The sequence below is a fragment of the Acinetobacter sp. Marseille-Q1618 genome (assembly GCF_902809855.1).
Taxonomy (GTDB): Bacteria; Pseudomonadota; Gammaproteobacteria; order Pseudomonadales; family Moraxellaceae; genus Acinetobacter.
Genome location: NZ_CADDWJ010000001.1, coordinates 1378639 through 1396523 on the forward strand (window position 1 = coordinate 1378639; position 17885 = coordinate 1396523).

At 34.5% G+C, this 17885-nt stretch carries 17 protein-coding genes and 1 pseudogene; 4 read left to right on the forward strand and 14 right to left on the reverse strand.

Going from position 1 to position 17885, the window contains the following annotated elements:
- Positions 1-34 precede the first annotated feature (34 nt).
- The 8 genes and pseudogenes from HUS24_RS06515 to HUS24_RS06550 form a co-directional block, all read right to left on the reverse strand.
- The gene (locus HUS24_RS06515; protein WP_368033773.1) at positions 35-457 is read right to left on the reverse strand and encodes an NF045616 family extracytoplasmic (lipo)protein; all 423 of its coding nucleotides are present in this window, start codon (positions 455-457) and stop codon (positions 35-37) included.
- Entirely contained in the window at positions 454-1092 is a 639-nt protein-coding gene (locus tag HUS24_RS06520) for a zinc protease (RefSeq protein WP_254433829.1), read from the reverse strand. Before HUS24_RS06520 ends, HUS24_RS06515 begins: the two co-directional genes overlap by 4 nt.
- Before the next feature lie 37 nt (positions 1093-1129).
- A complete protein-coding gene (locus tag HUS24_RS06525) occupies positions 1130-1651 on the reverse strand; it encodes a PAAR domain-containing protein (RefSeq protein WP_254433809.1) in 522 nt (173 codons plus the stop codon).
- Between the two features lie 16 nt (positions 1652-1667).
- A pseudogene (locus tag HUS24_RS06530) lies at positions 1668-2092 on the reverse strand (PAAR domain-containing protein).
- A gap of 272 nt (positions 2093-2364) precedes the next feature.
- The gene (gene epmA / locus HUS24_RS06535) at positions 2365-3354 is read right to left on the reverse strand and encodes an EF-P lysine aminoacylase EpmA (RefSeq protein ID WP_173911249.1); all 990 of its coding nucleotides are present in this window, start codon (positions 3352-3354) and stop codon (positions 2365-2367) included.
- On the reverse strand, positions 3351-4418 hold the full coding sequence (locus HUS24_RS06540) for a 4-phosphoerythronate dehydrogenase (RefSeq protein WP_173911250.1): 1068 nt from the start codon (positions 4416-4418) through the stop codon (positions 3351-3353). The genes epmA and HUS24_RS06540 overlap by 4 nt, the downstream gene beginning before the upstream one ends.
- A gap of 219 nt (positions 4419-4637) precedes the next feature.
- Positions 4638-7475 (reverse strand): RNA polymerase-associated protein RapA, encoded by a 2838-nt coding sequence (gene rapA, locus HUS24_RS06545; protein WP_173911251.1) that lies wholly within the window; start codon positions 7473-7475, stop codon positions 4638-4640.
- A 140-nt stretch (positions 7476-7615) separates the two neighbouring features.
- Positions 7616-8212: an RluA family pseudouridine synthase gene (locus tag HUS24_RS06550; protein ID WP_302476101.1), complete on the reverse strand. Its 597-nt coding sequence runs from the start codon at positions 8210-8212 to the stop codon at positions 7616-7618.
- 263 nt (positions 8213-8475) lie between these two features.
- Between HUS24_RS06550 and HUS24_RS06555 the strand changes: the two genes are divergently transcribed.
- Complete coding sequence (locus HUS24_RS06555; RefSeq protein WP_173911253.1) at positions 8476-8931, forward strand: hypothetical protein; 456 nt, start codon at positions 8476-8478, stop codon at positions 8929-8931.
- A 200-nt stretch (positions 8932-9131) separates the two neighbouring features.
- Complete coding sequence (locus HUS24_RS06560; protein ID WP_173911254.1) at positions 9132-9833, forward strand: hypothetical protein; 702 nt, start codon at positions 9132-9134, stop codon at positions 9831-9833.
- Between the two features lie 475 nt (positions 9834-10308).
- Here HUS24_RS06560 and HUS24_RS06565 read toward each other — a convergent pair whose 3' ends face one another.
- From HUS24_RS06565 to HUS24_RS06590, 6 genes are all read right to left on the reverse strand, one after another.
- Positions 10309-10911, reverse strand: coding sequence for a GGDEF domain-containing protein (locus HUS24_RS06565; protein WP_173911255.1), 603 nt, complete (start codon positions 10909-10911; stop codon positions 10309-10311).
- A 616-nt stretch (positions 10912-11527) separates the two neighbouring features.
- A complete protein-coding gene (locus HUS24_RS06570) occupies positions 11528-11926 on the reverse strand; it encodes a heme-binding protein (protein WP_173911256.1) in 399 nt (132 codons plus the stop codon).
- A gap of 101 nt (positions 11927-12027) precedes the next feature.
- The gene (gene hemL / locus HUS24_RS06575) at positions 12028-13323 is read right to left on the reverse strand and encodes a glutamate-1-semialdehyde 2,1-aminomutase (RefSeq protein ID WP_173911257.1); all 1296 of its coding nucleotides are present in this window, start codon (positions 13321-13323) and stop codon (positions 12028-12030) included.
- A gap of 42 nt (positions 13324-13365) precedes the next feature.
- Complete coding sequence (gene thiE, locus HUS24_RS06580; RefSeq protein WP_173911258.1) at positions 13366-13986, reverse strand: thiamine phosphate synthase; 621 nt, start codon at positions 13984-13986, stop codon at positions 13366-13368.
- A 124-nt stretch (positions 13987-14110) separates the two neighbouring features.
- A complete protein-coding gene (locus HUS24_RS06585; protein WP_173911259.1) occupies positions 14111-15202 on the reverse strand; it encodes an OmpW family protein in 1092 nt (363 codons plus the stop codon).
- Between the two features lie 426 nt (positions 15203-15628).
- Positions 15629-16318 carry a hypothetical protein gene (locus HUS24_RS06590; RefSeq protein ID WP_173911260.1) on the reverse strand — a complete coding sequence of 230 codons (690 nt, stop codon included), beginning with the start codon at positions 16316-16318 and terminating at the stop codon, positions 15629-15631.
- A gap of 19 nt (positions 16319-16337) precedes the next feature.
- Between HUS24_RS06590 and HUS24_RS06595 the strand changes: the two genes are divergently transcribed.
- Positions 16338-16568 (forward strand): hypothetical protein, encoded by a 231-nt coding sequence (locus HUS24_RS06595; protein ID WP_173911261.1) that lies wholly within the window; start codon positions 16338-16340, stop codon positions 16566-16568.
- 602 nt (positions 16569-17170) lie between these two features.
- Complete coding sequence (locus tag HUS24_RS06600) at positions 17171-17767, forward strand: hypothetical protein (protein ID WP_173911262.1); 597 nt, start codon at positions 17171-17173, stop codon at positions 17765-17767.
- Positions 17768-17885 lie beyond the last annotated feature (118 nt).

Consider the following 17885-nt stretch of genomic DNA (forward strand, 5'->3'; position numbering starts at 1 on the left):
GGTGTATTATGTTAATTTTAGAAAATTTAATTATTTAGCCTTTGGGGCAGCTTACTTCGCCTGCTTTTAATTTTTTTACGGTTAGCTCGTTATTTATCTTTTTTAAACATAAATTTGAGGAGTATGTTGGTTTTATATCTAATACAATTGTGTATACAATATTTTGTTCAAAGCTAGTCAAAGGTATTGATAAGCAATTACCTTCATCAATAGGTAAGGGAAAGTTTTTATAATTTTTCTCGAAAGTTGAAGTAACTTCTTCTTTACGTTCAGCTCTATTCATATAAATGAATAAATCTTTATTTGAATCATAGTAATTAGATTTTTTATCATTTGTAAAAAAACATAAATTATCTTTTTTTAAAACAACGTCTAAATCTTTGCTACCACTACTACAACCTATCATGTTTATTGAAACTAAACATACGAATAAATGAAAGTGCTTAATCATAATCATGGACTCGGTAGTAATGTAGGATCACTTGGATTCTTCAAAAAATTACTTAATATAATTTGAATACTTGGTAATAATTGAAGACTTTTTTGATGGTGCTGTCGAGATGGATTAACATTTTTTAAATGCATTGCATCAAACCAGAATTCAATGAGTCGTCCTTGTTGTTCAAAATTAAAATCACTAAATTTTTTATTTTTATCTCTACCTAAAATATCAGTATCATAACCTTTTAATTCACCGATACCAGAATCAACTGAGTTAACAGTTGAAGTATATCCTCCAGTACAAAGAATTTTTGCTCCAGCAAAACCATTAGAATGTCCTAATTGAGACTGCCAAATATGTGTCATTTCATGAATAAACCAATGTCTATTCTGCCCCAAAGGGGAGGTGCTAAAATCAGGATTCTTTTTATATTCATCAATAGGAAACCAAGTTTCCCCATCAAGTGTTACAGCATTTCCTGTTTTTGAAATTATCCCTCCTGCTGTTAGCCCCCCTGCATGTAAATAAACTTTTGAATAATCAATAGAATTTTTAAATACAAGCTGACACATCTTAACTTCTCCAGAAGTTAATTTTCTTTTTGTATCAACAAATACATCGTGTGTAAAATCTGAAACATCTTGTCCCATTTTTTGTAGTTTTACTTTCACTGAATGATATATATGATTATTCGCCATGATTTGATTCCTCTACTAAAATTTTAATTTCTACTTCTTCTTCAAATTTACTTGTAATTAATTCTGTATAACCAAATTCGTCAGTATGCCCATGAACTACTCCTTGTTGTGTAATGACTTCATAGCATATTGAAGCTAATGGTTCTTTTGTAAGTTCATCTCTTAATAAAAACCTTTGACCATATTTATGCTCTGGGTTTGCTAAAAAATTACTTATATTTATCTGATTAATCTGAGAAGTATTAGTATTATTTTCTACAAAACTTTGTGATTGCATAGCTTCTAATGTTGCGCCACATGTAAATTTATCACCAACAAGTGCCACATATTTACCATGCACATTTACAAAAGAATTACTTTGAATAAGAACAGACCAAGTATTACATTTTGGGCATGTAAAACCATCTCCTGCTCTTAACCACGCTTTCCCATTAGTTCCAGATGTTGATTGTGTAGCACTTACAACACCACCATGCGAAGTTGTTGAACCATCTATACCAATAGGTTTCATTATTATTCTCTTTAATTTAATTACTTAAGAAATCAGCAGGTTTAAACTCATCATGATAAATTCGGATTTTTATAGATAAATCGGGGCTATCAATAATTTCATCACCATTTTCCAAATGGCTTCCAACTAATGCAACAGGAAGGTTATCTATTGTGAATAAAACTCCAGCACCTGAAAAAATTTTACTTATTGTTCCGTCGGGATAAATAGCTTCATCGCCAACACATGCTATTGAAAACTCACCTATTCTAAGACGTTGAAAACTAACATGTATCAGTGCTCCTTTTTCGTTTTAGAACCATTCACAGCTATATAATATGAGGTATATGGTTTATTTTCCCAATAAAGCTGTTCAGCTTTTATAATTTTTTGAATATCATCATGAGAAAGTTTTTTTAACTGCTCTTCTGGCAATTCATGCAAAAAAGTTGGACTCGTCATATTCGACCCAATTATTGTTAATATATGTAGAATAACAAAAAGTTCAATTAAGCAAAATTTCTGAATGTAACCTTGATAGATTTATAATAACATCCATTTAACATAATGGGCATTATGCGAAATATTTTTATTTAAAATCAATAATTTTAAATTATTAAAATACCTACTCATTACCTAAAAAGCCGACCTCAAACAAATCGGCTTCTTTTGAGCTATTTTGAAACATTTTACAACTCAAAAAACCAATTATTTTATCGATTCGTTTTTTATCATCACGACACATCCGCTGTAAAACTGAGCACTTTTTCCAACTTCATTTGATTTTGAACCACCATTAACAAACGATCAATCCCCAAAGCAATCCCTGAACATTCAGGCATATTCGGTAAAGCAGCAAGCAAATATTCATCTATCGGCATAACATGCAAGCCTAGCTTTTCACGTTCCGCATTGTCCGCTTCAAAACGACTGCGCAACACATCCGCATCGATCAATTCATCGTAGGCATTGGCAAGTTCCAAACCTTCTATATACAACTCAAAACGCGCAGCAACTAATTCTCCATCCTCATCAATCCGAGTTTTAGCAAGTGATGCCATCTCAGGTGGAAAATCAGTTAGAAATACTGGTGTGTCAAAACCCAAACTTGGCTCAACCATATGTGAAAATAACAAATCCATATAAGCCAAACGATCATCACCTAAGTCAATATTTAATCCGACACGATGTGCCGCATCTTTTAACTCGTTCAAAGTCGCTTGCAAAGGATTTAAATCCAAACGATCCATAAATGCATGTTTATAACTATAAATCGTTGGACGCACTTCGCCAAAACGTTCAGCCAAAACCACATTAAGTAAATCGGTCACTTCAAGCATCAAATCTTTTAGAGAAAATGCAGGGCGATACCATTCCAACATGGTAAATTCACTATTATGTTTACGCCCATGTTCATCATCACGAAATACTTTACAGATTTGGTAAATCGCCCCGCTGCCACTTGCAAGCAAACGCTTCATGGCAAATTCAGGCGAAGTCTGTAAGTAATGCGTTTGTTTTTTACCTTGAACATGACGCTGTGCTTGTACAGAAGCCAAATGCACATCGGTCACACCTGCTTGCGAAAGTATAGGTGTTTCAACCTCTAACACATCACGTTCCGCAAAAAACTGACGAAGCTGTGCATACATTTTTGCACGAGCTTTAAGAGCCTGAACATCACAGGTGGGTTGATAATTCACAGTATTTTGAATAGGCTTCATGCCTTAGGCCCTCCATGTGCTGCCCATTCACGGCGTAGAGGATAGGTTTTTCTTAAATGATCAAAGGCTTTTTGATCTACTTTTCCATCTTTCACACATGCACGTAAATTTTGATCATCACGTGAAATATCATAAATATCTGTTAAATGTTCTTTAAGCGTTTGTTTAATATTATTGCCATAAAAATACTGTTCACATGCAGGCAATTGCGACTCGAATTTTTTATGCGCTGGATAATCAAAAATACGACAAAATGCTTCATAAATCATTTGCGTACCACGTGCTTTGCCTTCCAAACTATAGCCTGCAACATGTGGTGTTACAATTGAAACTAAATTGAGCAAATGTTCAGAAATTTCAGGCTCATGCTCAAAAACATCGAGTACCACTTGTCTTTGATTGTTTTCAATATCAGCAATTAAAGCACTTTCTGCAACGACTGCGCCTCGGGCAGAATTAATTAAAATTGCAGTAGATTTCATCAGCTTTAAAGCATTTTCGTCAATCAAATGATAGGTTTTATGTTCACCTATTTTAGTTAATGGCACATGTGTACTTATCGCATCGGCAGATTTTAAAAGTTCTTCCAATCCAACTTGTTTAATATCGTTATGTTGTACAAATGGATCATGTCCGATCACGTTCCAACCTAAAAGTTTCGCCATATATGCGAGCCGTGAACCCACATTTCCCAAACCGATAATGCCTAAGGTAAAAGCGCTATTTTGATCAATCAAAGTTGGATTTAATTTTAACAGTGCAGTAATGACGTATTCTGCAACAGCTTGAGCATTACAGCCTGCTGCATTTGACCATGCGATTTGATGTTTTTCTAGCGCAGCGATATCTAAATGGTCAGTGCCAATGGTTGCACTGCCCACAAATTTAAGTGCAGTATTTTGAATCAAACTCTCATTTACTTGAGTTACAGAACGTACCAACAACGCTTCAGCATCACAGACATCTTTTTGAGTCAGTGTACGCCCTGCTGCTTGTTGAATTTCCCCAAATTCTGAAAAAAAATACTCAGTAAATGCTAGATTCTCATCTGCAACAATTTTCATAATTTATTCCAATACAATAGTATCTCTATGATAACGCTTTGTATCGCTGATCTCCATGTACTTCAGATAACTTCTTTAGTAAAATTAAAACGCTAAGTTACTGCTGAATGGATAAAACTGTATTTATCTCTTTATTTGCTTAATTTATTTTTTTAAATTTCGATATGACATATAAAAAGCTCCCGAAGGAGCTTTAAATCATTCATCAATTACAAAGAATTAAGGTTTTACCACAACCAAAACTTGAATCGCTTCTGGTGTCACTGCCAAACCTTCAAGTAAATCCAATCCTTCTTTTTGCAATTTTTGCAAACGACTAATCTCATCTTCACGAATACTTGGATTGAACTGTTTTAAATAGGTTAAACGGTCAATTTCATACTGCCATTTACTACCATAGATTTCTTTGGCCTGTTGTTTCAACTCTGGCAAAGCAGTTTTGGCAATCTCTAAAGCTTGTGCATACCGTTGCTCAACCACTTCACGACGTGCTTTCACGACTTGACGGCAGCTATTGCTATCTAAATGATGCAGATAAGGCTTAATAATTTCAGGATTCAGTTTCGCTGATAAATCTTGACCATTTTCAGTCAATAACACACGGATGAGTTGCGTTGGTAAGCTTGCAGGAAGATTTAATGCTTTTGGTGCAACCACATCTACTTTGAACCAAACTTCAAGCAATACTGAACCTTGTTTCAATGCATTGGTTTTTAACAAGGCTACATTGGTACTACCGAAAGATTGTGTACGGATCATTTCCATCACACTTTCAGTAAATGGATGCTCTAAAGTAATGTAGTGTGCATCTTCACGAATTTGTGCTTGATCACGATAGAAGGTCACAGTCATGCCTTCTTCATCAATATCTAAACCTTGTACTTGCATTTGATCGGTCGGTTTGATGATGACTGTTCCATTACTTTGCTCATCAAAGTCAATGTTTGTCGACGCCATAAAACGCTTCATAAACATTGGCAATAACGTATTGTCATCATAATCCTCAAGTGCGTTAACAATCTCTTGTGCCACGATCGGACGACAAGAGTTGTACTCAAGCAAACGGTCACGACCTTGTTGCAGCTCATCTTCAAGCGCTTGACGTTGTACATTGACCGCTTCAAGCAGATCTTCAAATACTTGACCTTTGTCTGCCAATAAACAATCTTTCAAATCAACAATAAAGTTTTCTTGCAAAGTTTGCGCAGTAGGCGAAATATTACTAAAAATATTCAATGCTTCGTTATACCAACGGAACATGCGCTCTTGCGCTGTACCAAGTAAATAAGGCACATGGATTTGAATACGGTTTTCTTGTCCGATACGGTCTAAGCGACCAATACGTTGTTCAAGTACATCAGGGTTTGCTGGTAAATCAAACAGCACTAAATCTGAAGCAAACTGGAAATTACGCCCTTCTGAACCGATTTCAGAACACAGTAAAATTTGTGCGCCATAGGATTCTTCTGCGAAATAAGCTGCTGCTTGGTCACGTTCAAGTAAACTCATACCTTCATGGAACATTGCAGTACGGATACCCGCATGGATACGCAAAGCATTTTCTAATGCTTCGACTACTGGACCACTGCGTGCAATCAGTAAAACTTTCTTATGTTTTAAATCGCTACGTAAACGTTCCATTAACCACATCACACGAGGATCAGTTTCCATCCAAGCACCATCAAGTTGTGCTTCTTCAGGCCACATTTGCTCACGTAATTTCCCATCTTTTGACCAAGTTTCTGGCGCAGGAAGCGGCGCAGGTTGACAGTCACGTCCAGGGAAACCTTGAATCGCTTCACGCGTATTACGGAATAAAATACGCCCTGTCCCATGACGATCTAACAGTTCGTGAATAGCACGAAAACGTTGTTCAGGCTCATCTTCGATTTTATGACCTAACAAAGTTTCAACTGCATCTAAATGCGCTTGCTCAAGCGGCAAATCAGACATCAACGCTTCAGCAATCTTCGCAGTATGATGATATTGCTCTTCTTCATCTAAGAAACGATCCAATGAGCTAAAACGTTGTGGATCAAGTAAGCGTAAACGTGCAAAATGACTTTCTACCCCAAGTTGCTCAGGTGTCGCTGTGAGCAATAAAACGCCCGCAGTTTTTTCGGCAAACTCTTCAACAAGGTCATAGCGATCATTACCACCTTCTTCTTCACTCCACATCAAATGATGTGCTTCATCCACCACTAACAGATCAAAACCTGCTTCAATCGCTTGTTCACGCAAGTCATCATGGTCGATCATCAAGTCAACTGATGCAATGATGCATTGTTCAGTTAAGAATGGATTCAGTTCAGGATCATGTTCTTTGATCGATGCTGTACGAGTTAAATCAAACAATGAGAAATTTAAATTGAAACGACGACGCATTTCAATCATCCACTGATATTGCAGTGAATCAGGCACCAAGATCAAAATACGTTCAGAACGACCCGTTTTTAGTTGTTGGTGAATGATCAAGCCTGCTTCAATGGTTTTACCCAAACCAACTTCATCGGCAAGCAACACACGTGGTGCAAAACGTTTACCGACTTCATGCGCAATATAAAGCTGATGTGGAATCAAACCCACACGTGCGCCAATCAAACCACGCAAAGGCGAATTTTGCATATTGGCTTGCATTTGCATTGCTTCAATACGCAGGTCATACCATTCTTTATAATCAATTTGACTTGCAAGTAAACGATCAAGTGGTTTTGAAAGCTGAATCGAAGCACCGATACGTGTTTCATTCAAAGATTTACGTTCTTGTGTACCATCGGCTAGGGTACGAATCACATCATAACGCAACACACCATGACGATCTTCAACTGACTCAACTGTCCAAGTCACACCTTCTTGATCTTGCAACTCGTCATTTGTATTGAAAACAATACGAGATAAAGGAGCGTTGTTACGTGCATAAACACGTGTTTCATCACTTTTTGGAAAGAGGATGCTAATTGAACGTTCATCCACATCAATTAAAACACCTAAACCAAGTTCTGTTTCTGTATCAGATAACCAACGTTGACCTATAGCAAATTGTTGCAATTTTTCCACCTTTATCTCATGTTAGGACTGAAAACAGTTGCTCAAATCAGGAGAATATTTGAACAAAGTTTTACCCTATTACGCAATACTTTTTGACACAAAGCCCATAAAAATAACGAGCATTTTCAATCTTTGTTAATAAAACCGATCTAAAACGGAACAGGACAATGAAATTGTACATTCTCCTCTGTTTTAGGATGATGAAAGCACAGCTGTTCTGCGTGTAGGCACAGACGTGGCATAAGCGCTTGTTGCTCAACTGGTGCATATAAAGTGTCACCAATAATCGGATGACCTAAAAACTGCATATGCACACGTAATTGATGAGAACGTCCTGTAATCGGTGTTAATTTGACACGGGTTACAACTTGTCCTTGAATTTCAAAATTTTCGATCGCCTGCCATTCGGTCAGTGCAGGTTTATTATGTTCAGGCTCTGCGATATGCAATGGTGGACGGCTTGGATCATAGACTACAGGCACATCTATTATTCCTTGACCTTGTAAATGCCCAGCAACCACAGCTTGATAAGTTTTTGAAGTTTGGCGTTCTTGAAACTGGCGAGAAATACTTTTTTGCCCCCATTTAGATAAACCAAATACTAAAATACCTGAAGTATCGCGGTCTAAACGGTGGATGAGTAGCGTTTTAGGTTCTATTTTTAATAAACGATTAATCACACAATCTTGTAGGTCTTCTGTTTTTCCGGGAACTGTGAGTATACCTGCGGGTTTTGCGATCACCATAAAATCTTGATCACGATGTATCAGGTGTTCGGTAAGAAAATTACTCAAGGTTCAATTCCGCTGATCGTGCAAACAAGCAGGCAATGATAAGAATCTTAGCCTGAAAATACAATGAATATTTTCGTTTTTTCGATTGATTGCGCCAATTTTCATGATCTAAAAAGTAGAATGTACTTTTTAAATCTTTATTCGATTTTAATCGCTATCATCACAATAAAAAATAGCTTTAAAATATCGTCAGATTTACTACGATGAAAATAAAAATGCATATAGGAACGACATCAATTACGGGCGATTATGACTACATGGAAAAACTATTTTCCGTTAATCATCAATTTAAAGATACCTATATAAAAACACGACACCATAAACACTCTAGTGCCACTATTACTGGTGTGATCATCGTACCTATCAGTGTCTATGAAGAAGAAGGCGAAGATCAAAAAAATTATAAGAAAATGTATTTAGAAAGACATAAAAACTGGGATGGAGAATGGGAATCTTCTATTATTTTTAGATTATATATTAACCCACTACTCGTTCAGTGCTTAACAATAAATGAATTACATCAACACTATTGTGATTTAATTATTGCACAACTCAACGATCCTAATTTTAAACTTCCTAAAAATTTTGATGCCAAAATATTTAAAAAAGATTTTCATGAAATCGTTAATGATTTTAGAACAAAAGAAATGCCTTTTACTTTTAAAAAATAAGCATTATCAATCTAAAATTTCAATCATGACCTTTAATTTAATGTTTAAAGCTTCCATCTCAAATAGTACCTTTTGCCAAGAAATTCATTGAAAATCCATAGAAATGCATTTTTTGTAGCAAATTTTGGCATCTTTCAAACTTAACCAACCAGCAATCAACTGCTATAACTAATTTTAAAATAAACTGTTGAGTATAATAAATGTCGAAGTTATTAAAAAATTCCCTTCTTGCCCTCACTTTAGGCACCACGACCATTTTAACTGGCTGTGCCACAGCAACCCTACTTGACAAAGATGATGGCGTCCGTACTCGTACTGTCAAAAATGTATTAATTAATGACTATGTCATCGCTTTTGGTAAACCTGCACAAGTAATTTCAAATCTTCCACAAGACAGTATCGTGATCGTGGGGCAACAATATAGTTATGTACTCACAAATGGTGGTGCAAGATTTGCAAAAATTATATCCTCACTTGACCCAAAAAATATTCAAGTGACTCGCTCACTCGACTTTTATTCTGCAAAAAATGATGGAAATTTTTCAGGCTCACTGAATCTTTCTTATATTAAACTTACTGAAGATGTCACCAAAGCCGACAGAGAGTTTTTCATTGAAAATGGTGCTGAAGAATGTACCAACTCGAGTGACAGACGCTTAAATGCGCAACGTTTTTGTTTCGATATAAAACTTTCTGGTGTGGTTTACCCTGCCGCAACCAATCGAGATTCATTCAAAGCCATGAGCAAGCCCTATCGTGTCAGTATTTATACCCAACAAGAGCAAAAAGACTATTCAAAAGCAGGCAGCAATGCAGCGAATAAACTGATGTTATTCCCTTTTGCGGTTGCCTTTGATGTTGTGACCTTGCCTTTCCAAGCGATTCATAAAATCTTTGATTAATTATTTATTTGATTACTAAGACTGATGCAGGATATTTTTATATATTCTGCCTCATTCAATTTTATCTATGTCTTTTTATTTATGATGCTTTCTCATAGAAAATTTTGATAGCTTGTTTTTTATTGATTCAAAATTGAAATTTATAGAAAAAACTGTACGAAAATCTAGACTTTTAATTTGTAGAATAAAAATTACAATTCAACTCATATTCTAATCACACAAATCCATCATTTCAGTTGAACAAAGCAATATAAAATTTTGGAAAATAAACATTCAGCTTGGGTGGTGTTCTAAATTGTATGCTAGTTAAATCTGTCAATAGAAAAATTGAAAATGCATAAATTAAATTCATTGTATTTTCAAAGTATCACGACATTTACATGGCGAGCAAAATATAGTCAGCATACTTTTTGAAACACCTCCTCAGCTTGAATTCACAAATTGAATGCTTATCGAGTTAACTTATATTTTTATTTTAAGACAAAGTTTGTGAGTCTGAATAAAAGGTATTTGACTGTCCTTTGGCAACAAATCTATTATGATCTGCTTGCTGTAACACCTCTTGACTCTTAGCATTTTGCTGAGAAACAGATACACCATAACTCAACACTGGTACAATTAGATTTCCTTTAAACTTCACTGGATGAGCTTGTATCATCGTCAATAAACGCTCTGCAATTTGAGTCACTTGCTCTAAATTAACGTCATTAAGCACCAAAATAAACTCCGAATCACTGAGTCGTCCAACCAAATCCGTTTCACGAATATTATGTGTTAATCGTGCAGCAATAGAGATTAATACCTCATTCATAGCTTTTACATGATACTGCGCATTGATTTGTTTAAGATTATCAATATTAAATAAAATAATACCGTAATTAATATTTTCTCGTGGATGCAATTCTTTTAAAAACTGATTAATAGCAAATGTATTATATACACCTGTTAAAGTATCAATTTCCATATTTTGATGCTTTTGATTTTTATGGATTAGTTTTGAAATGAAAGAGGTTTTCAAAACTTGATTTACTAATCTATAAACTTTACGGTGCTTTTCTGAATAAATTTTATTTCTCATTGCATACTCCCATATTTACATCTTTTTATTTTTCATATTATTAATGTAGCAATTTATTTAAAGATATCCAAATTTAATTTAGCCAAAATTATTGACAAAAGTTACCATAATAAATTAATTTGTGACAAATTACACATAAATTTTTATTTAATAAATAAAATTAAGCATTATTTTTATAAAAAAATATTTTATTAATCCCATAATAAAACTAGGGATATTTTCCATTTTAAATAAATCTTAAATTAATATTTGTTCTATTTATCTATATATCAATAAAATTGCACACATTTTAAATTGAAGTTTTAATTCATTATATAACTTATACTTAGAACCAAATGAAAACTTTAGGCTAAATTTCAGATTAATATAAACCCTTGAAAATAATGCACTTAAATAAAATTAAAATATAGTTATAGAAAATGATTTAGCGATATCAGTTTGAATTTAAAAAAATACAATGCGTAATAAATTTCTCAATCGTATATTGGGAGGTGTTTCAAAAAGTATGCTGACTATATTTTGCTCGCCATGTAAATGTCGTGATACTTTGAAAATACAATGAATTTAATTTATGCATTTTCAATTTTTCTATTGACAGATTTAACTAGCATACAATTTAGAACACCACCGTATATTGTACTATTTCAGCATCTTGGAATGATTTAACACCAGATACACCCACTGCACCTACCAACTGCCCTTCATAGATAATCGGTTGACCGCCTTCTAACATCCCGGAAAAAGATGCCATCGTTAAAAAACCCATTTGACCATTTTTAATCAGATCTTCAAATAGTTTGGAGGGCTTTTGACTGATCGCAGAACATTTTGCTTTTTCTAAAGCTAAGTTTGCCGTCATCGGTGAAGCACCATCCATTCGCTTCATGGTGAGTAAACTGCCAGTTTCATCCACGATACAAATACTGACATTAAAGTCATGCTCTACTGCATATTGATGGGCGTGATCAAGTAAAAACTCTGCATCAGACAATGTTAAATAATGTTTGGTTTTCATCCATTAAATACTTCGATCAGAAACACCCTCTCCTGATAGGAGAGGGTTAGAGAGATTGAATTAGCTTAGAAGTGATTTTTTAGAATAAACGAATGCTTCAATTATCCTTTCATTTCCGCAAAAACTTCTTTTGCCATTTCAATGGTAAATTGAATATCTTCATCACTATGTGCCGCAGAAATAAAGCCTGCTTCAAATGCTGACGGTGCAAGGTTTACACCACGTTGCAGCATACCGTGGAAGAATTTACGGAACGCCTCAATATCACATTTTAAGATATGATCAAAACTGGTAATCTCAGTTTGGTCTGTGAAATAAATGCCAAACAATCCACCTGCTTGTTGCGTAAAGAATGGAATACCAGCTTCATCTGCTGCTGCTTTTAGACCTTTTAATAAGCCATCTAGTTTTGCAGATAAATCTGTATAGAAGTTTGGCTGACGTAAGGTTTCAAACATTTTGATCCCTGCACGCATTGCCAGTGGGTTACCAGACAAAGTCCCTGCTTGATAAACACCGCCTAACGGTGCAATGCACTCCATGATTTCACGCTTACCACCAAAAGCGCCGACAGGCAGCCCAGCACCAATGATTTTACCTAAAGTGGTTAAATCTGGTTTTACATTGTAATACGCTTGCGCACCACCCAGTGCTACACGGAAACCTGTCATCACTTCATCAATGATAAATACAGATTTATATTGATCACATTGCTCACGAATGGTTTCTAAGAAACCTTTGACTGGCTTAACAAGATTCATATTACCGGCAACAGGTTCAACGATCACGCCTGCAATTTCATTGCCAAATTTAGCAAAACATGCTTTTACTGCTTCAATATCGTTATAGGGTAAAGTAACGGTGTGCTTTGCAAAATCCGCAGGAACGCCTTTAGATGTTGGCTCTCCCATGGTCAACATGCCTGAACCTGCCTTGACCAAAAGCGAATCTGAGTGACCGTGATAGCAGCCTTCAAATTTTACAATCATGTCACGACCTGTGTAACCACGTGCTAGACGAATCGCTGTCATGGTTGCTTCAGTTCCTGAGTTGGTCATACGCACCAACTCAATCGAAGGCATAATTTCACAGATAATATCCGCTAATGTTGTTTCATGGACAGTTGGCGCACCAAAACTTAAACCGTCCACGGCAGCCTCTTGCACTGCTTTGATAATCTCAGGGTGAGCATGACCTAAGATCATTGGCCCCCATGAGCCGACATAATCGACATAACGCTTACCATCAACGTCATATAAATAAGCACCTTTGGCTTTTTCAATAAATACAGGCGTACCACCAACACCATTAAAGGCACGCACAGGAGAATTCACGCCACCTGGAATATGTTTACTGGCTTGTTTAAATAATTGTTCTTGCTTGGCAGATAAAGTCATGAAAAATGCTCAACTTAAAAATATAAAGACATTTAAAAAAGCTTATGCTTTTGATGCAAATAAATCAGCCCATTCATGGGTGCGTACAGAAACGCCTGATAGAGATCGTCCTAATATATCACTAATTACCGCACAAAGGTCGGCCCCTGCTTCGATCACAACATCTGAATTTTCAACAGTTAAACCACCTATTGCACAGATCGGTACATTCAATGTCGCCTTGGCTTGTTTCAATGTTTCAATTCCAATATTACCGGCTTCAGGTTTAGTATCGGTCGCATAAATTGCACCAAACGCCACGTAATTTGCCCCATCAGCAATGGCTTGCTGTGCAAGCTCAATCGAGTTATTGCAACTACGACCAATTAAGACATTTTTAGGTAAACGTTCAACGGCTTCTATAATCGAGCCATCTCCTTGTCCAAGATGCACGCCAACACCATATTTTATAGCAGCGTCTAAATCATCATTAATCACAAAAGGCACTTTATATTGTGCACACATCGATTTCATGTATTCAATTTCATAAGCTTGATCTTCTTTTGCGACTTTTTTACGGCGATATTGCAAAACAGCAACTTCATAGGTTGCCATCGCACCTTCAAGCTTGGCCAATAAAAGTTCAATCGGATCATCATTGGTGATGAGGTATAAGCCACGCATCTAAAATTCCTTACAACATATTCTTTTTAATTATATCGTTATGTGTATGGAAAGTCTGAAACTGCAACAAAAAAGCCCAAACAACGATTGTTTAGGCTTTTTTATATTTATAGCATAACTAAAATTAGAAACGATAACCTACACCAACATAAGTAATTAACGGATCTAAATCAACTTTAGTTTTGGCATGGATTAATTCCTTACCTGTATTTTGATCCGTTACGGTAATTGTCGCTGTATTATTAAAATTTGGCATATACGTTACGGATGCTGTTGTAAACCAACGATCAGTGACATCATATGAAAAGCCTGCTGTCACAACTGGTGCAAATGCATCATCAGTATCGACATCGACAATAGGATTTGCACTAGATGAACCTGTATTTTGTAATGCTACACCTGCTTGATTATCAAGAACGTTTTGCACCATATGTCCAGCATTAATCAGGTCTTGATTAACACCATCATCAAGTTTTAATTTATTGAAATGTCCATAAACAATTCCACCACCCACAAATGGACGGAATTTATTTACCCCTGATTGACCAAAATAATATTTTGCAGTGAGTGCAGGTGTCCAAGCAGTTACCTCAGCAACTTTGCCATGTGCACCCAAATCTGTAATTAAAATATCTTTTGTAATATCTAATCCATTGATATTTGAAGGTAATGCTGCGGTGGAGTTGGCAATAGAGTGTGCGGAGGCAACGATTTGACCTTTACCTTGAATATCAACTTTAGGTGGAATACCACCAATCAATTCAATTGAAACATTATCATTAGCAAAATAACTTAATGTCAAACCTAAGGTATCTACATCGTCAGCTTCTAAACCTGCCTGATTTGACCAGTTTGAAATACCGTAGACATCTGCAAATGCACCATTGGTATATAAACTTGGAACAACAAACTCTGGGTCTTTTTCTGTACCTTTTTCAATTCGATCTACAGCTAACTTTGAAACGAAACTCTTATTTCTAATTTCCTCTAAATTATTGGCTGAAAGAAAATCCTTTCCTTTCAATGAACCGACACCATAATTTCCGCCTTCAGTAACAGCAGTGTTGATCTGTGTAGAGTTTGCCTTACCCTGAGGCATCACATGTAACCAACCTGCAGAAACTGCCCAACGTTTAAAATTATTGCTATCTGCATAAGCAAAACTTGTAGAAAGAAGCATTGCCACAGGCAATACTGTATTAACCAGTTTATTCATGATTTTTCCCTGTAAAAACATCTGATTATTTTTATGATTTCAGCGGATCCTTACCGAAATCTCATTTAATTATTAGAATAATTACTCTACAAATCAACTAAAAAACAAAAATAAAAATAACATTTTAAAAAATTATTTTTTAATTTTTGGTATAAATTGCTAATTTTAAATCAAATTCATTAGAATTTAGGACTTTTAATTATAAAACCAAATGTCTATTTTTTATACTAAAAAATAAACTAATTCAGCTTTAACTTGCTTGTTTTTGAGAAAAATAAGAATCAAATTCAAGATTATTAACTTTTTAATCATTGATATTTTGCAGCAAAAAATGTCTATTTTTAGTAATTTTGTAAATATCTCACAAAAAAATGCTGTGCATAAAACACAGCATTTTTGTCGTTAAAATTGAAAAAATATTATCCATTATTCATCTAAAATTTGAGTCCAAGTTTTCACTTCATCAAATAAGACTTTGCCATTTACAACAGCTTTATGTTGTGCTTTATCCGCATTAATCGCAGTAATCGTTACCACATTTGTAGTTTTGTTAAGATCATAAATCGTCATAGTACCAGCATAAAATGATCCAACAACTTCTTCCTCTGAATTTATCTTTAAGTAGAACGGTGTATTATCATTACTAAAGGCAACTTTAAAATCACCATGTTCCCCACCTTTCGACTCTAATTTTCCATTGAGTTGAATTTTAGCATTATTTGCATCTTGCTTTTTCAAAATCAGTTTGTAATTAGACAACGTATAATTAACATCTATGAGTTTTTTGTTTGCATTTAACTCTTTTGCTGCAATCAAAAGCTGGTTGGTGAAAATGGATTCATCAGAATCATTAAATTCTAACAATCCGCTTACAACGTGTTGGCGACCATCAGGAAATTTGATGGTAAAATTTTTAAAATCATACCCTTTACTAATATCAACACTACCAGAAACGGTACCGCCCTCATCAGAAGCAAAAATACCTGCACAATTGTTAAAGGTAATCGTTGTTTTAGTAACTTGATATGCCCCAGATGTACATTTAGCTGACTCTAACGTTTCATCCATTCCATTGACTAAGGTATCGACCATACCATCTAAGAGAGCTTCACGCATTACAATTCCACTAACAGTATTGACCAATGCTTTCGACTCTAAAACATTTGAGTTTGAGTTTGAGTTTGAGTTTGAGTTTGAGTTTGAGTTTGAGTTTGAGTTTGAGTTTGAGTTTGAGTTTGAGTTTGAGTTTGAGTTTGAGGAGTCTGAATCATCACTTCCTCCGCATGCAACCAACAAGGCACTGGTCATTAATATGAGTAATTTAGCTTTCATTGATATTCCCCTTTCACTTCAGCAATATCAATAATCTTGTAGCCATTCTTTACTAAAATCTATTCCTCAAATGAGATATAGATTTATTGATTAAATTATTTAAAAATTAATATTTTATGCAAACAATGAATAAGATATTTTTGAATAGAGATCAATGCTATACTCTCTACAAATACATCTGACTTACAATAAAAATAGTTAACAAATGCCAACCCTCTATACCCATGATCGAAATATACGCCTTAAAAAATACCTGTCTAAAATTTATCGCGAGGCATTTTTATTTGGATTTTTAGGCTTATTAATTTTAATTTTTACTGGATCTTTTTTATATCTATATTTGGATATTTAGGCTTATATTATACTTACAAATCCTTTAAATCACATGATAAAAAAAGCATTGGAACATTAAATTCAATAAAATATAAAAAACTTAAAAATAGTTTTTTATTTAGATTAAAACTTTTTATCATTCCTATCTTACCTATTATTTTATTTACCTATTTAGACTACTTTAATGTATTTAAATTTTTATTTATTGGCTACATTGCTATAATTATTTATACAATCTTTTATTATTTACCTATTTTATTATGCCATTTAATTATTCTAAAAATAAAATTATCATTTAAAACTGTGCAAGCATCCATAGAATCTATTGAAAACACATTAGAATACACCCAGCAGCCGATAGAAGAAAAACCACAACCTCTCCCAACACCTCGAGTACAAAAGAAAAGAATACCTGCAGCAAAACAATCTACAAAATTTGCGTTTAATCCACAAGACTCTTTATTGAAAAAAATGTTTGAACTCAAACAATATTTCCAATCTGAGCTAGGTTTAAGACATAGAAGACAACTCAATGAATTACATCAAATTTTTCAAGATATAGATACTAAAATTACAGCTTCATACATATTAATCACACAGCGTAATCAGCTTAAACAAGCACAAAAAATATGTTTAGAACATGTTTTAAAATCAATTACATTCTTCTTGAATTTTTCAAAAGGACAACGTTTACGTTTTAATCAGGATTTAAATAGTGTACCTGATCTTTGGTTTACTAAAGAATTAAACCAAGCTATAGCATGTTTATTAAAAGAAATTGAACCTCTGTATACACATGATTTACAATCTCTACTTGATCATCAAAATTTTTTACAGCACAGTTTAAAGTATGAAAATGATTTTAAAATAGAAAGTAGTCTATACAAATTAAACATGTAATAAATTTCCTATAATTCATACAAAATAGGCAATACAAAGCTTTTATTACATGTTTACTTAAAGTGTATTACTTAAAAGCTAAAAAGTTATAATAAAAAAGCCACTCTAAAGTGGCTTA

What these genes read in the sequence shown, in the direction of transcription:
- thiE (WP_173911258.1), bottom strand. Translation starts at nt 13,986, where the DNA reads ATGCGTGGCTTATACCTCATCACCAATGATGATCCGATTGAACTTTTA.
- HUS24_RS06555 (WP_173911253.1), top strand. Translation starts at nt 8,476, where the DNA reads ATGCATATAGGAACGACATCAATTACGGGCGATTATGACTACATGGAA.
- HUS24_RS06560 (WP_173911254.1), top strand. Translation starts at nt 9,132, where the DNA reads ATGTCGAAGTTATTAAAAAATTCCCTTCTTGCCCTCACTTTAGGCACC.
- HUS24_RS06550 (WP_302476101.1), bottom strand. Translation starts at nt 8,212, where the DNA reads ATGGTGATCGCAAAACCCGCAGGTATACTCACAGTTCCCGGAAAAACA.
- HUS24_RS06515 (WP_368033773.1), bottom strand. Translation starts at nt 457, where the DNA reads ATGATTATGATTAAGCACTTTCATTTATTCGTATGTTTAGTTTCAATA.
- hemL (WP_173911257.1), bottom strand. Translation starts at nt 13,323, where the DNA reads ATGACTTTATCTGCCAAGCAAGAACAATTATTTAAACAAGCCAGTAAA.
- HUS24_RS06520 (WP_254433829.1), bottom strand. Translation starts at nt 1,092, where the DNA reads ATGGGACAAGATGTTTCAGATTTTACACACGATGTATTTGTTGATACA.
- HUS24_RS06525 (WP_254433809.1), bottom strand. Translation starts at nt 1,651, where the DNA reads ATGAAACCTATTGGTATAGATGGTTCAACAACTTCGCATGGTGGTGTT.
- HUS24_RS06585 (WP_173911259.1), bottom strand. Translation starts at nt 15,202, where the DNA reads ATGAATAAACTGGTTAATACAGTATTGCCTGTGGCAATGCTTCTTTCT.
- epmA (WP_173911249.1), bottom strand. Translation starts at nt 3,354, where the DNA reads ATGAAGCCTATTCAAAATACTGTGAATTATCAACCCACCTGTGATGTT.
- HUS24_RS06565 (WP_173911255.1), bottom strand. Translation starts at nt 10,911, where the DNA reads ATGAGAAATAAAATTTATTCAGAAAAGCACCGTAAAGTTTATAGATTA.
- HUS24_RS06590 (WP_173911260.1), bottom strand. Translation starts at nt 16,318, where the DNA reads ATGCGTGAAGCTCTCTTAGATGGTATGGTCGATACCTTAGTCAATGGA.
- HUS24_RS06540 (WP_173911250.1), bottom strand. Translation starts at nt 4,418, where the DNA reads ATGAAAATTGTTGCAGATGAGAATCTAGCATTTACTGAGTATTTTTTT.
- HUS24_RS06570 (WP_173911256.1), bottom strand. Translation starts at nt 11,926, where the DNA reads ATGAAAACCAAACATTATTTAACATTGTCTGATGCAGAGTTTTTACTT.